The following is a 13,145-nucleotide window of genomic DNA, read 5'->3' as shown; positions in this document are numbered from 1 at the left end:
TTAAAAGAGCAGCATCAGCCGCTCATCGGTAAGTTTTGCCTGTTGAGCGATTATGATTGGTTGATGCCCATATTGATTAGTATTATTGACAAATTATRTACTTAAATTTAACAACAGCCGTAAGCAAATAAATGAGCCTCAAATCAAAAAGTAACTTTATAACCATACTAATTCATGTACTTACATGGGTAGTATTGAGTGTTTCGCTGTTCCTGTATCAGCCATTAACAATGAATATTCAATTGCCCTACCAGTTTTGGATAAAGCAGGGAATAGTTTTAAGTATGCTCATAGTAGCCTATTATATTAATGCCAGGATACTTGTTCCACAATATTTATTAAAGAACCGTACTGGTGTATATTTCCTGTTTATACTGGCTTTGGTAGGGGTTATAGTTTTATTGAACGCTTTTGTCGATAACTGGCTTAATATGCACCAGCTTATTGATGCGGCTTTTCATAAACACGGCCCCCCAAGACGTCGTGGAAAAAATCATGATTTTGATGTTGCCATGGTAGCCATAATCGCGTTAGTACTTGGCATAAGCACCAGCATTACCGCCATACAAAAATGGCAGGGCGATATCCGCCTGCGCGAGGCTTTGGAACAGGATAAAATAAGTTCCGAACTATCGTTCCTGAAAGCGCAGATCAACCCGCATTTCTTTTTTAATACCCTTAATAATATTTATGCCCTAACGCTGGTAAATGCCGATACATCGCGCAAGGCGCTGCACCAGCTATCGCGCATGATGCGGTATGTATTGTATGATACCCAGCATGGCACAGCCCAGCTTAGCCAGGAAATAGCATTTATAAAAGATTATATCAGCCTGATGGAACTGCGGCTTACCGATAAGGTTACCGTAACATTTAATTTACCTGACACAATAAATGGCACAACCGTTGCCCCTATGATATTTTTACCCTTTGTGGAGAATGCTTTTAAACATGGCATTAGCGCCACGCTGCCCAGCAGTATCTTCATTAGTATTGAGCAACATGCCAATCAGCTGGAACTAATAGTGAGGAACAGTATATTTAAAGAAAATAATGCAAATCTGGAAGAAAACAAGGGCATAGGCCTTACCAATACCATTCGCCGGCTCGATCTGCTTTATCACAATAAATATGATTTGCTCATCAATGAAGATACTGCTACTAACACTTATTCCGTTCACCTAACGCTCAACCTATCATGATATTGAATTGTATAGCAGTTGATGACGAGCCCCTTGCACTCGGATTGGTTTGCAGCTTTATTGAGCAAACCCCATTTTTAAAGCTTACCGGTAGCTACTCAAGCGCTGTTGAGGCATTGGTGGGCCTGCAGGATAAAAAGGTTGACCTTATTTTTCTGGACATACAAATGCCCAATTTAAATGGCCTTGAACTGGCCCGGGTGCTGGATAGCCGCGGCCCGAACAAGCCCCGTATTATTTTCACTACAGCCTATAACCAGTTTGCACTGGAGGGTTACAAGGTTGACGCGCTTGATTACCTGCTTAAACCCTTTAATTATGAGGAGTTTTTACATGCAGCTAATAAAGCCTTAACCTATGTAGAACTGTTACAACGCTCAAATACGGCTTCACTGGCAGTTGATGAGCAGCGTATGGAAGATGAGTACTTGTTTTTAAAGATAGAATACCAGCTGGTACGCATTGCCCTGAAGGACATATTGTATATGGAAGGCCTCAAAGATTATGTAAAAATATATCTTCAAAATACCGAGAAACCACTGCTGTCACTCACCAGTTTAAAAGCACTGGAAGAAAAACTGCCCGCCAAACGTTTTATGCGTGTGCACCGCTCTTTCATCGTTTCGCTTGATAAAATAAACTCCATTACCCGTAACGCCCTGCAAATTGGCAAAATAAATATTACCGTTGGCGATCAGTACAAAGAGGCTTTTGGTCAGTTCCTGAGCAAGTGGCTATAATTTACGCGTTAATGTAACTTATAACCCGTTTAGCTATTCAATTTAAAAATCATCCGTATTTTAGCAAAAGCAATTTTGCTGGGTTTAATATGTGCGCTATTTTTGTATGCACCCATAAAACCGTTGAATATTAATAGCTAATTTTAATACATGCAAACAGTAACCGCATCCTGGCTAAAATCACTCGAAATTTTAAATAGTGTACCTGAAGAGCAGCTTCAATGGCTGTTAGATAATAGTGAAGATAACGTATTTGAAGATGGAGAATTCCTGATGCAACCCGGCGAACCTATGAGCGGACCTCATATAACCGTAGAGGGCAGCATGCGTTTTTTTATGCTGCAAAGTGGTTTCAGGCGCGAATTTACGGTAGTGGGCCCGGGTAACGTTACGGGGTACCTTCCCTTTTCAAGGGGCAAAATTTCAAAGGGGTATGCACAGGCTATTGGCAGGTTGCAATTACGCAGCTTCAATACCGAGATGATACCCGAAATGATAAAAAATCATTACGAGCTTACACAGGCCCTGGTAAATATCATGACCACCCGTGTGCGTGATTTTACTGCCCTGCAGCAGCAAAATGAAAAAATGATGGCCCTGGGTAAATTGTCGGCCGGGCTTGCGCATGAGTTAAACAACCCGGCATCGGCTATCGTTCGCGATTCACTGACATTAAAAAAACACCTCGAACAAGAGCCGGAAAGCATTAAGGCTATATTTACGATGAAAATTGAACCTGAACAGGTTACTGCTATCACCAAAAGCCTGTTTGAGCTGCTCGACGAGAAAAACTTTACACGGCTAAGCCTTAAGCAACGTACAAAGCGCGAAGATGAAATAATTGAATGGCTTGATGAGCATGAAGTAGAAAATGGATATGATATTGCTGAAAGCTTTGTTGATTTTAATTTTACCATTGATACGCTGGAAGCATTTAAAAAACATACACCTGAGGGTAATTTAATGCATGTACTAAACTGGATAAGTGATATGCTGGTCACCGAAAAAATGGTCAGGGATATCCAGGAGTCTGCAAGGCGCATTGCCGAGCTGGTAAGTTCTGTTAAAACATTTACCCACATGGATCGTGCGCAGGATAAGCAATATGCCGATATACACATAGGCATTCGCAATACGCTTACCATGCTTGGTTATAAGATAAGGAAAGGAAATATTAACGTTGTTGAAGATTTTGATGAAACACTGCCCGAAGTAAAGGCCCTGATTGGTGAACTTAATCAGGTATGGACCAACCTGATTGACAATGCTATTGATGCTATGGAACCGGCCGGCAAAGGCACACTGACCATTAAAACCCGCCGCGACCGTGAATTTGTTGAAGTTTTTATAGTTGATGATGGCCCTGGAGTTCCGCCCGATATACAAACGCTGATATTCGACCCATTCTTTACTACCAAAGAAATGGGCAAAGGTACCGGTATGGGGCTTGAGGTTGTACAACGTATTGTAAAACAACACCGTGGCTCCATAAAAGTAAAATCGGAGCCGGGCCATACTGTATTTAGTGTTTGTTTCCTGATTGACGGATAGCGTATCAAGTAGCTGGTATCAAGTATCAAGACAGTATTCAAATGGCACTGTACTAATAACCTCAGAATCTTGATACTTGATACTAACTACTCGATACTAAACAAAATATTAATTATTTACCTATTAGAAAAACACCCCTATGAGCCGCCCTATAATATTTTCCATTGATGATGACCCGCAGGTACTGCGGTCAATAAGCCGCGATTTAAGATCGCAATATGGTAAAGAATACAAAATATTGAGTACAACATCGGCAAACGAAGCCCTTGAAAGCCTTACTGAGCTTAAAAACAGCTCGGATGTGATCGCCTTGTTCCTGTGCGACCAGCGCATGCCCGAAATGGAGGGAGTTAAATTTTTGGAGAAAGCAAAAAAAATATATCCCGATGCCAAGCGTGTACTGCTTACGGCTTACTCTGATACCGAAGCCGCTATAAAAGCCATTAATGATGTGCAGCTTGATTATTACCTGATGAAACCCTGGGATCCGCCCGAGGAAAAACTTTTTCCGGTAATAAATGACCTGCTCGAAGACTGGCAAAATAATTATGTACCCGAGTTTGTGGGCATTAAACTGGTAGGCTACCAATTTTCGCCACAATCGCACCAGATAAAAGATTTTTTAGCCGGTAACCTGATACCTTACCGCTGGCTTGATGTTGAAAAGAACATTGATGCAGGCAGCCTTTTGGCATTGAACAATTTAACAACTGATTGCCTGCCACTGGTAGTTTTTGAAGATGGCAGTTATATAGCCAAACCGACCATCAGGGCCATAGCCGAAAAGCTGGAGAAAAATCCGCAAACACTTACTGATGTTTATGATGTAGTAATAATTGGCGCCGGGCCTGCCGGACTGGCCGCGGCTGTCTACGGTGCATCAGAAGGATTAAAAACTTTGCTGATTGAGCGTAAAGCACCCGGCGGACAAGCAGGTACCAGTTCGCGTATTGAAAATTACCTGGGTTTCCCTGCCGGTTTAAGCGGGGCCGACCTCACCAGGCGCGCCATAAGCCAGGCCATGCGTTTAGGCGCCGAGTTTCTATCGCCCCAATCAGTAAGCGATATCAAACAAAAAGATGGCTATAAAACCATCGTTCTGGATGACGGACCCGAGATCATCAGCCGTACTGTGGTAATTACTACCGGTGTTGATTACCGCAAGCTGGAAGTAAAAGGCGTTGAAAACTATACAGGAGCAGGCATTTATTATGGTGCCGCTACTACCGAGGCCACTGCTTGTACCGGTAAAGAGGTGTATGTAATTGGTGGGGGTAACTCTGCAGGGCAGGCTGCTATGCACCTATCCAAATTTGCCAAAAATGTGTACATCGTCATCCGCAAGGATAGTTTGGTAAGTACCATGTCGGCCTATCTGATAACGCAAATAGGTGATACTCCCAATATTGAAGTTATACCCGATACTGAAATTATTGAAGCCAATGGCACCAACTGCCTTGAGGAGCTTACGCTGTTAAATTGTAAAACACAGGAAAAGGTTACTAAAGAGGCTAATGCCCTGTACATTTTTATCGGTGCAAAACCTTATACCGACTGGATAAAGCTCGACATTATAAAAAACAATAAGGATTTTATTGAAACCGGCCGCGAACTGCGCAGTTATGAGGGCTTTGGTAAAATATGGAAGCTTAAACGCGATCCGTTTTTACTGGAAACCAGTTGCTCCGGCATATTTGCCGCTGGCGACGTACGCGCCGGAGCCATGAACAGGGTAGCATCAGCCGTAGGCGAAGGCTCCATGGCCATTAGTTTTGTACATAAATATTTAGCCGAGGTTTAATGATGGAAGAAGATGAAATATGCCAGCACCTGGCTGCCATTACTGATATAAAACAACCGCAGGATCACGTTTGCGAGGAGTGTGTAAAAACGCATTCCTCGTGGATGCACCTGCGTACCTGCCAAACCTGTGGTGTTACCCTTTGTTGTGATAGTTCGCCCAATACGCACATGACCAAACACTTCCAGGCAAGTGGTCACGCGGTGGTTATATCAGCCGAGCCCGGCGAACGCTGGCTATGGTGTTATGTTGATGAACTGGTAACCGGATATTGACCGCTGATTTAAATGATCAGTGTGATTTGTTCATTTTTGTCTGAACCATGATTTTGTCTGAACCGTGATTCATTGGATTAAAGGATTACCATCATTCTTAACTGCCCTTAAACCATAAAATTAGAACATTCAAGTAAAGTCCTCTCCTTTGGAGAGGATTTAGGTGAGGCTTCTGCAACACTACTATTCCGAAAGATATTTATCCAAAGAAATTGGGCCCGAACCCAATATGGTGAACAGTACCAACAGGATCAGTGCGGTAATGGACGGCCATGCCATAGCATTAATGGCTTCCTGAAAAATACTTGTTAAAAATACAGCGCCCAAAACTATGGGTATTTGAATAATGGATGCCAACCGGGTTAATATACCCAAAGCTATCAGTATCCCCCCAACCATGTGGGCAAAGGTTACATAATAAACCAGGATTATTAACACAATAGGCGACAGGTCAATTACATCCTGGCTATCAATTATATTTTTCAGGTAAGCCGTATTTTCCATGAACGCTATACCTTTTAACAATAAAAATACACCAAGCGCAATACGTACCAGGTCAAGTATCTTAGGGTGATGAGTGTCGCCCCAGTTTTCAATTTTATGAACTAAGTTCATGACAGCCTCCTTTCTTTTTATAAGGTGTTATTGGTTATAAAGTAAGCAGCGGTTTTATTGGGTTAAAAAGGCATGCTTTTACTTTTACTAAATATAGTAACAAACTCGTTATAAATGCAAATTGTTTTTCTTCACTGCCTGTCATTTCGACCTTATACTATGAGCATATCCCGTGTATAAGATCCCTCCTCGTACCTCGTTCGGGATGACATTCGAGCCGCCTGGGTCTTTACGCTACACCATTGATCATGACAACCCGTTGTCTTTTAACCATCCCCTCAACGTAGTCAAATCCTTTTGTACAACAGTAGTAAACTCCTGTTTGCTGATAGTTATTTGTTTGGCGCCGTCCTGCGCACCGCCCAAAGCTTCATACTCACAGTGTAAGCTCAGTGGTCCTCCTATGTTGTTTTGTTTGATAACAGCAAAATACTTTTTAAAATCAACCATCCCCTCACCCAGCGGAACGCTTTTTACCTGCCATTTACCATCCTTTTTCTCCCAGTAAAAATCCTTGATGTTGGTTGTTTTAATATGTGGAACAAGCGGCTGTATAGATGTGGCCCAGGTATCAGCCCCTTCGGTAGTGGCATGCCTGATATCGTACTGGCAGCCTATCGAAGTTGGATCGAGATCTTTAAGTGCCAGCCAAAGGTCCCAAATGGATGCACCAAATAAGTCGCCCGAGTGATTTTGGTAAGCGCCGTGGATGTTATATTGTTTATTTAAAGCAGCCAAACCAGCAAACTGTTTGGTAATTACCTGCAAATTGGCCGGAACAGTAATGGCATTATTATAATTGAACCAGGCTGTGCGGTAATATTTTATACCCAATGCTGATGCTGCCTTTAAAATATCCACCGTATACTTTTCGTTGGGCTGTTTAATGTTGGTTACTATGGAGTATACTTTTAACCCGGCCTTTTCAACTGCGGCCACCGCTTTGGGCAAATCTGCAGCCACATTTTCGGGCTGCACATGACCATCGGGCCTTACGGTTAGGTCAACACCATCAAAACCCATTTCAGCAGCCAGTGCAGTCATATCGGTATAGTTAAGCCAGTGCAGATGTTTGGAGAATATACTTACCTTAATTTTTTCGGCAGCAGATGTGTTATTAGTTCCGTTATTATTTAAAGTTACCGGGGCAAGTGCTCCCTTTCCTAAAGCACTCAGGCCAAACGGGATACCGGCAGTAACCAGCGCGGCTGTAGTTATAAACTTTTTACGGCTGATGGTTTTCATAGGCTTTATAAATTGGTAATGCAATATAATAAAGCTGCATTGAATTTTAATGAGAAAGTTGGCCACCTGGCATCGCTGCGAGATTAATAAAATAACCACATTACCAGGAGTGGCGCATGACAACTATATTTTACTCAAACCCCAAAAACTTAAACATAGTTTGCTAAGTAATCAATCGCCCGGATGGTAGGTTTTTTGAGCGTGCTTAAGTACATCACTTTTATAAAACAACACATCTTTAAACTTCCCGTCAATAAATCCCTGCGCCTGATCGGTAAAGTTTTTTGAGGCAGGATCAAAAGACTGTCCCCCGGTCATTATACTCCTGGCTTTTATACGCGGCCCAAACTCAATGGCTGCAATAAAGCTATTGCCCGAGTATCCATAGCGCTTTTGCGTATTTACAGTACGGCTCTGGAATGATGGCAACTGCCCAAAGCCCGAACCGGTTGCACCAACGGGAATACTTGGTAATGTATCATCAAACGTAATGCCATCGGCAGGGCGCTGGTACCGGTTAACATCACCCCACTGTATTTTCCACGTGCCAAAGCGGCTTTGCAGGTTTTTTAAAACATCGGCTAAAAATTGGAGTTGTTGCCCACCGCCGGTTTGTGAAAGTTTTTTAACACGTTGAGTAATAAATGTGCTTTGCTGATCAGTTTGAGGCGGCGGCATGGTTTTCATCATAAGGGTTCCCCACTCAATGGCCAGGGTACTGGCCACAGCATTTGCCGCGCTGCGTTTGTCCCATTGTTTTAATAATTCTATAGGTTCTGCAAGTGATTTTTTAACAGAATCAGGGGCATTATCATAAGCCTTAAACAAAGGCGGCAGCAGGTCATCAAAAGCAGCAAGGTAATGATCGTACCCCTTGGCTATCAACCCATCGAGGGTGATATGATCCGCATCTTTTAATAATTTAATGGCTGTAATGGCCCTGTAATTTTCGCCATCGGGTGCCATGTAAACCGGGTATTTGTTTTTATCGGGGCTGCTTGTTCCTGATGCAGTATAGGGTGTGGAATTACAGTTCTGGATCCAGCCGGTTGCAGGATTCATATCGGTTATGATATCCTTAAGTGGATGTATACCCTGCCATTCTGTTGCAGAGGTGCTGCCATCAACAGGCAGGCTCCAGTTAAATGCGGGATTACGTTTGGGAATGTAATTGCCATACCAAAATATGATATTTCCTTTGTCATCGGCATAAACCGTGCTGTTTGATGTGTTTGATACCAGTTCCATTGCCTTTTTATATTCGGCCAGCGTATTGGCTTTGGTGATCAGCCATGATTCAAGCAGCGCGTTATAGGAGCGATTATTCGCTTTCAGAGCCAGCCATTTACCATCTCTGCTGCCCACTACAGGGCCATGATGGGTGTAATAACCTGTTATAGACCGCTGTTCTAACTGATCGCCCTTTTTAATGCTCGGTACCAGTTTGCGGGTGGTAACAGGCCTAAGCGATCCATCATACTCATAATACCATTTGCCATCTTTTTTGCTCACCTTTTCGGCATACAGATCACCTACATCGGCGTAGCTGCTGGTATGCATCCAGCCGCAGTGCTGGTTAAATCCCTGGTAAATAAAAAATTGCCCCCAGGTAACCGCACCGTAGGTATGAAGCCCTTCATCGCTCACCAGCTCTACCTCGCTGCGAAAATAAAAGGGCACATGCGGGTTAATGTATAACAAAGCGTGCCCCGATGCCGACTTTGATGGTGCTATAGCAAAGCCGTTTGATCCGGTTTCCCGCTCGTTCACCATGTCATAAACTGGTGTGGGCTTGTTAATCAATGCGCCAAGCTTTTCGCTGCCTCCATTATAAAAATCCTGCGTTTCTGATAATTTTATACCACCGGTTTCTGTTGCGGCCACGCTACCATCGGTAAACATTAAGGCGTACCAGGGTTTAAACCGCTTAAATACTTTGGGTTTTACTTCAGGGTGTTTGTACAGGTAATAATTAATGCCATCGGCAAAAGCATCCATCAGTTTTTTAAACCACGGCGCGCTGGCCTTATAATCTTTAATGGCATCGGCGCTATCGGCAATCAGTTGCAACTGCACATCGGTATATAAGCTATTTTCGCCATCGGCTTCGGTTTGCCGTCCCAACTGGTAAAGATAATTGCGTTCAATACCTTTAAAGTTGTCTTCACATTGCGTATACATTAATCCAAACACTGTTGCAGCATCCGTTTTTCCATAAATATGGGGCACACCCCAGTTATCCCTAATGATGGTTACCATCTTTGCCTGGTTTTCCGCGCGTTTGATCTCCTGCGGGTTAAATATTTGAGCAAAAGCTATTACCGGCGAAAATATTAAAGCAAAAATTAAATAAGGTTTCATAGTAACAATATTTTTACCTATCAAAAAGGCCTTTTGGATATAAAATTAAAGGGTATTTTAATAATAACAGTAAATTTGACGCTTAAGCTATAATATTTATAATACCCCACCGTTCCTATTCAATTATTTATAATTAATACGGAGCGGAATAATTAAGCTCAAAAAACAGCATAGCTACAAAGTAATAAAATTTTGTTTACTGAAGCTGAACCATCAGTAAATATATAAGAGCTTGGGTACTCATTAAGCATGATATCTGAGATTTAGTTGATTCAATATCGTTTGATATGATATTGCGGTGCGTTCCGGGGTGAGATACGGAACGCACTTTTTTATTATTGGTTCAATGGTTCATTAGTTCAATTGTTCATTGGTATTAGCAAGCGGTACATCCGGGCACAACAACATGGTTGTTCGTTCAAACTAATGAACAAATGATACTAATCACGAACCCAGTGATCACGCTCGCGGGCCATTACCAGCAGTACCATACGGTTATAGGTTTCAAGGCCCTGGGGCTGGTTATTTGCCTTTAAAAAGTTATCATAAAAAACGCTGCTTATTGCACCCAGCTTATTTTCATAGGATAGCCAGTAATTGTGCTCAATCACATAATCCTGATGTACATTTTTTGAAAGCAGGGCCTTCAATTCTTTATGGGCCAGCGTATCGCGCCTGCCTAATGAGTACATAAATTCACTAACCGCCAGGTGATAGGCCGAATAACGCAGCAACCTGTCCCGCGATCTTATAGCGACCACAAAACCGGCAAAATCAGCTTCGTCTTCGGCCCCATAGCCCATCTGGTGCGACATTTCATGACAGGCCACAAACGGCCGATTAAAAATGGGCATCTGGTAATTGATCTGCGCCTCGGAGGTAAAAGGGTTATAATAGCCCGATGTACCAATATAGTTTAGCAAGAATGTTAACAGTGATGGTTTAATATCGGGATGRTAGGACCGAAAATTAACAGAATCGGCAGAAAGTGAACTTACAGCCTGTACGGCGGTATGATAAATAGCGCTGTTTGTTTGGGCCATATCCGCGGCGGTAACCCGCGCCCGGGAAGCGTTGGCACTATCAATCAGCAATTTGGTTACGGCTTTCAGGTCGGCAGTTGTAAAGGAGGTATCCCGTAAATTAAGCCGCTCGGCTGCCGATGGCCTGAAATAATTCATCCCCCAAAAAAGATAAAAAGCCAGCACGCCTGCCTGTACACCAATAACCAGTCCTAATAATACCATACCTATCCTTTTAAACTGCTTTTTAAAAAGCAGTTTAAAAACCCCGATGATCTTATAAATTAAATAACCTATTACCGTTATGTACAATATATCGCCAACACTAAATGGAAATAAATTTAAAACCGGATGAAAAACTCTGCAAATGAATATATAAAAGCCACAGGAATAATAACGCTCAACTACAGCAGGATAACCTGCCAACTGCATTAGTATAAAAATAGCCAGTGTTAATAATAATATGACAACTGTTCTTTTTAATAAAGGTTTTTTGCTGAGGTTGTAATGCATTGATAGTGTAAATATAGCTAATAGGAGTTTGCTAAATTAATATTTAAACTGATACCTGTAATGATATTAAACCCAACCATAAGCCATAAAAAAAGCCCCGTAAACGAGGCTTTAATGTGATCAGGTCAATTAAAAAAATCTTTATTTTACGGAAACAGGCACTTCAAATGTATCCCATTTCAGGTTAAACCCGCCTTTATCAATTGCGTAGGTAAGGCTTTCCTGTTTTGGAATAGTTTTGCCTTTAACAGTAACCCTTAACTGGTCATTACTTTCTTTATACGTATAAGCGCCCCATTGTTTTGGATTTTTATCAAAAATAATGGTCCATGTTCCTTTTTCAGATGGGATTACAAAAAATGCATACCTGCCTGCCGGAAGCGATTTACCTTCAACCTTTATAGCTTTGCTGGTTGTAATACTGGTTGCCGAATCGGCGCCGGCCCGCCATACTTTATCATAAGGCACTAATCCACCTAATACTTTACGGCCTTTTACATAAGGGCTGCCATACTTAATTTTAATAGTTGAACCAGCCACAACAGCAGTTGTACTGTCATGCGGACTTGCGGGCTTTTTATCCTGGGCAGATACCATACTGCTTACAAACAGGGTAATTGCAAAAAGCAACGCAGCTTTAAATTGGAATGTTCTTCTCATAATATTTTTCATAATTTAATGGTATAAATATAAGAGGAAATTTGTTTGATTATCCATTAGCGTGATAAATAAAGTGAAATTAGCACATCCTAATAAATACACAAACAATTTGATATACAGCACTGTTTAATAGGAAGAAGATCACATTGCAGTTAGGAATTGACCTTAGGGTTTCATAGCCAAAAGGTTAAACAATTGTTGTGGTTTTTTTGACCCTTGCCGCAAGGCAGGGGTTTTTTATGCAACTTTTACCGGGGGGGGGCTATAGTTACATTACACTTCAGCGTCTTCCCTCATCTCTTCCCAGTAAACTGATTCAAAATAAAGGCCGTTTTGAATAGCCACCTTGCATCTTACTTCCTGCAGTTCGGCCCTAATCTCTTCGGCGGAGCGTTCGCTGCTAATGGAATGATAATAAATTACGTAACCAGTTCTACAGTTTATAAATTTATAATGTTTATCAGCGGGTTTCATAATGATGAACTTGTATAAATATAATCAACATGATGGCATATTGTTTTATCAGGGCCAAAATGTTACATAGTATTTATAAGCTCACCGCTTAAATTGGGTGTTTATTAACCCTGCCTGAAAAGTAATGCCATCCTGGCCAGCTCACTTTCGGTAATGGCCGTGGGATTTTCAAATTGTTGTACGATAATGGCTACCGGAAAGCTGATGCTGCCACCTGATGTTTTAACCATAACGCCGGTATCAAATACACTATGGTTTTTATAGTCGCCTATTAAATAATTATATCGCGATAACCTTATCAATAATTCAACAATGGCATAAGTAGGCAAACTGTGTTTCGGCATGGCTGTAAAGATACGCCAACAAATTAATAATATTAAATTAACACTACGTTAACAATTACGTGACCTTTAACAACAAATTAATATCTACATTTAACCGCAATATAATTTGTGACTTAAGTAGGTTAATCAATTAACATACAGAGTTTTAATTTTCTACCATTTAAAACAAGATCATAAAAGTTTAGCTTTATGTCGATATTCCCCAATTCAAATAAGATTTTTTATGATTTGTTTAACAAAGCTGCGGCCAATGTTGCCGAAATGGCTACGTTACTAAATATCGCAGTGAACTCGGCCGATCTTTACGAGCAAAAGTACAATTTCACTCATATTGATAAGTTA

Annotated in this window: 12 protein-coding genes; 5 read left to right on the top strand and 7 right to left on the bottom strand. The window is 41.6% G+C overall.

Annotation, left to right across the window (positions count from 1 at the left end; translation table 11 throughout):
* Positions 1-131 precede the first annotated feature (131 nt).
* The 5 genes from AC1DRQ_RS11975 (at position 132) to AC1DRQ_RS11955 (ending at position 5,569) form a co-directional block, all read left to right on the top strand.
* Positions 132-1,202 (top strand): sensor histidine kinase, encoded by a 1,071-nt coding sequence (locus AC1DRQ_RS11975; RefSeq protein WP_477424626.1) that lies wholly within the window; start codon positions 132-134, stop codon positions 1,200-1,202.
* Positions 1,199-1,942, top strand: coding sequence for a LytR/AlgR family response regulator transcription factor (locus AC1DRQ_RS11970; RefSeq protein ID WP_429398336.1), 744 nt, complete (start codon positions 1,199-1,201; stop codon positions 1,940-1,942). The genes AC1DRQ_RS11975 and AC1DRQ_RS11970 overlap by 4 nt, the downstream gene beginning before the upstream one ends.
* 150 nt (positions 1,943-2,092) lie before the next feature.
* Positions 2,093-3,493: an ATP-binding protein gene (locus AC1DRQ_RS11965; protein WP_477424623.1), complete on the top strand. Its 1,401-nt coding sequence runs from the start codon at positions 2,093-2,095 to the stop codon at positions 3,491-3,493.
* 139 nt (positions 3,494-3,632) lie between these two features.
* Positions 3,633-5,294 carry an FAD-dependent oxidoreductase gene (locus AC1DRQ_RS11960; RefSeq protein ID WP_477424621.1) on the top strand — a complete coding sequence of 554 codons (1,662 nt, stop codon included), beginning with the start codon at positions 3,633-3,635 and terminating at the stop codon, positions 5,292-5,294.
* Positions 5,294-5,569: a UBP-type zinc finger domain-containing protein gene (locus AC1DRQ_RS11955; protein ID WP_477424619.1), complete on the top strand. Its 276-nt coding sequence runs from the start codon at positions 5,294-5,296 to the stop codon at positions 5,567-5,569. The genes AC1DRQ_RS11960 and AC1DRQ_RS11955 overlap by 1 nt, the downstream gene beginning before the upstream one ends.
* Positions 5,570-5,752: 183 nt before the next feature.
* On the opposite strand, the gene AC1DRQ_RS11950 is transcribed toward AC1DRQ_RS11955, so the two are convergent.
* From AC1DRQ_RS11950 to AC1DRQ_RS11920, 7 genes are all read right to left on the bottom strand, one after another.
* On the bottom strand, positions 5,753-6,184 hold the full coding sequence (locus AC1DRQ_RS11950; protein WP_477424617.1) for a DoxX family protein: 432 nt from the start codon (positions 6,182-6,184) through the stop codon (positions 5,753-5,755).
* A gap of 246 nt (positions 6,185-6,430) precedes the next feature.
* On the bottom strand, positions 6,431-7,429 hold the full coding sequence (locus AC1DRQ_RS11945) for a sugar phosphate isomerase/epimerase family protein (RefSeq protein ID WP_429398346.1): 999 nt from the start codon (positions 7,427-7,429) through the stop codon (positions 6,431-6,433).
* A gap of 171 nt (positions 7,430-7,600) precedes the next feature.
* Complete coding sequence (locus AC1DRQ_RS11940) at positions 7,601-9,790, bottom strand: penicillin acylase family protein (protein WP_477424615.1); 2,190 nt, start codon at positions 9,788-9,790, stop codon at positions 7,601-7,603.
* 440 nt (positions 9,791-10,230) lie between these two features.
* Positions 10,231-11,325, bottom strand: coding sequence for a DUF3810 domain-containing protein (locus tag AC1DRQ_RS11935; RefSeq protein ID WP_477424614.1), 1,095 nt, complete (start codon positions 11,323-11,325; stop codon positions 10,231-10,233).
* A 141-nt stretch (positions 11,326-11,466) separates the two neighbouring features.
* Positions 11,467-11,985, bottom strand: coding sequence for a DUF2911 domain-containing protein (locus tag AC1DRQ_RS11930; protein WP_477424612.1), 519 nt, complete (start codon positions 11,983-11,985; stop codon positions 11,467-11,469).
* A 273-nt stretch (positions 11,986-12,258) separates the two neighbouring features.
* On the bottom strand, positions 12,259-12,459 hold the full coding sequence (locus AC1DRQ_RS11925) for a hypothetical protein (protein ID WP_429398354.1): 201 nt from the start codon (positions 12,457-12,459) through the stop codon (positions 12,259-12,261).
* Positions 12,460-12,563: 104 nt separating this feature from the next.
* Positions 12,564-12,803, bottom strand: a complete 240-nt coding sequence (locus tag AC1DRQ_RS11920) for a hypothetical protein (RefSeq protein ID WP_429398356.1) — start codon at positions 12,801-12,803, stop codon at positions 12,564-12,566.
* Positions 12,804-13,145: the final 342 nt, after the last annotated feature.

The sequence above is a fragment of the Mucilaginibacter sp. P4_E8 genome (assembly GCF_056401495.1).
The sequence above is the reverse complement of the archived record's forward strand: the minus strand, read 5'-3'. Positions and strand labels throughout refer to the sequence as shown.

Bases quoted from the DNA above. Each gene is read 5' to 3' on its own strand.
- AC1DRQ_RS11925 (WP_429398354.1), bottom strand. From the start codon at position 12,459: ATGAAACCCGCTGATAAACATTATAAATTTATAAACTGTAGAACTGGT.
- AC1DRQ_RS11955 (WP_477424619.1), top strand. From the start codon at position 5,294: ATGATGGAAGAAGATGAAATATGCCAGCACCTGGCTGCCATTACTGAT.
- AC1DRQ_RS11950 (WP_477424617.1), bottom strand. From the start codon at position 6,184: ATGAACTTAGTTCATAAAATTGAAAACTGGGGCGACACTCATCACCCT.
- AC1DRQ_RS11960 (WP_477424621.1), top strand. From the start codon at position 3,633: ATGAGCCGCCCTATAATATTTTCCATTGATGATGACCCGCAGGTACTG.
- AC1DRQ_RS11975 (WP_477424626.1), top strand. From the start codon at position 132: ATGAGCCTCAAATCAAAAAGTAACTTTATAACCATACTAATTCATGTA.
- AC1DRQ_RS11970 (WP_429398336.1), top strand. From the start codon at position 1,199: ATGATATTGAATTGTATAGCAGTTGATGACGAGCCCCTTGCACTCGGA.
- AC1DRQ_RS11945 (WP_429398346.1), bottom strand. From the start codon at position 7,429: ATGAAAACCATCAGCCGTAAAAAGTTTATAACTACAGCCGCGCTGGTT.
- AC1DRQ_RS11940 (WP_477424615.1), bottom strand. From the start codon at position 9,790: ATGAAACCTTATTTAATTTTTGCTTTAATATTTTCGCCGGTAATAGCT.
- AC1DRQ_RS11920 (WP_429398356.1), bottom strand. From the start codon at position 12,803: ATGCCGAAACACAGTTTGCCTACTTATGCCATTGTTGAATTATTGATA.
- AC1DRQ_RS11930 (WP_477424612.1), bottom strand. From the start codon at position 11,985: ATGAGAAGAACATTCCAATTTAAAGCTGCGTTGCTTTTTGCAATTACC.
- AC1DRQ_RS11965 (WP_477424623.1), top strand. From the start codon at position 2,093: ATGCAAACAGTAACCGCATCCTGGCTAAAATCACTCGAAATTTTAAAT.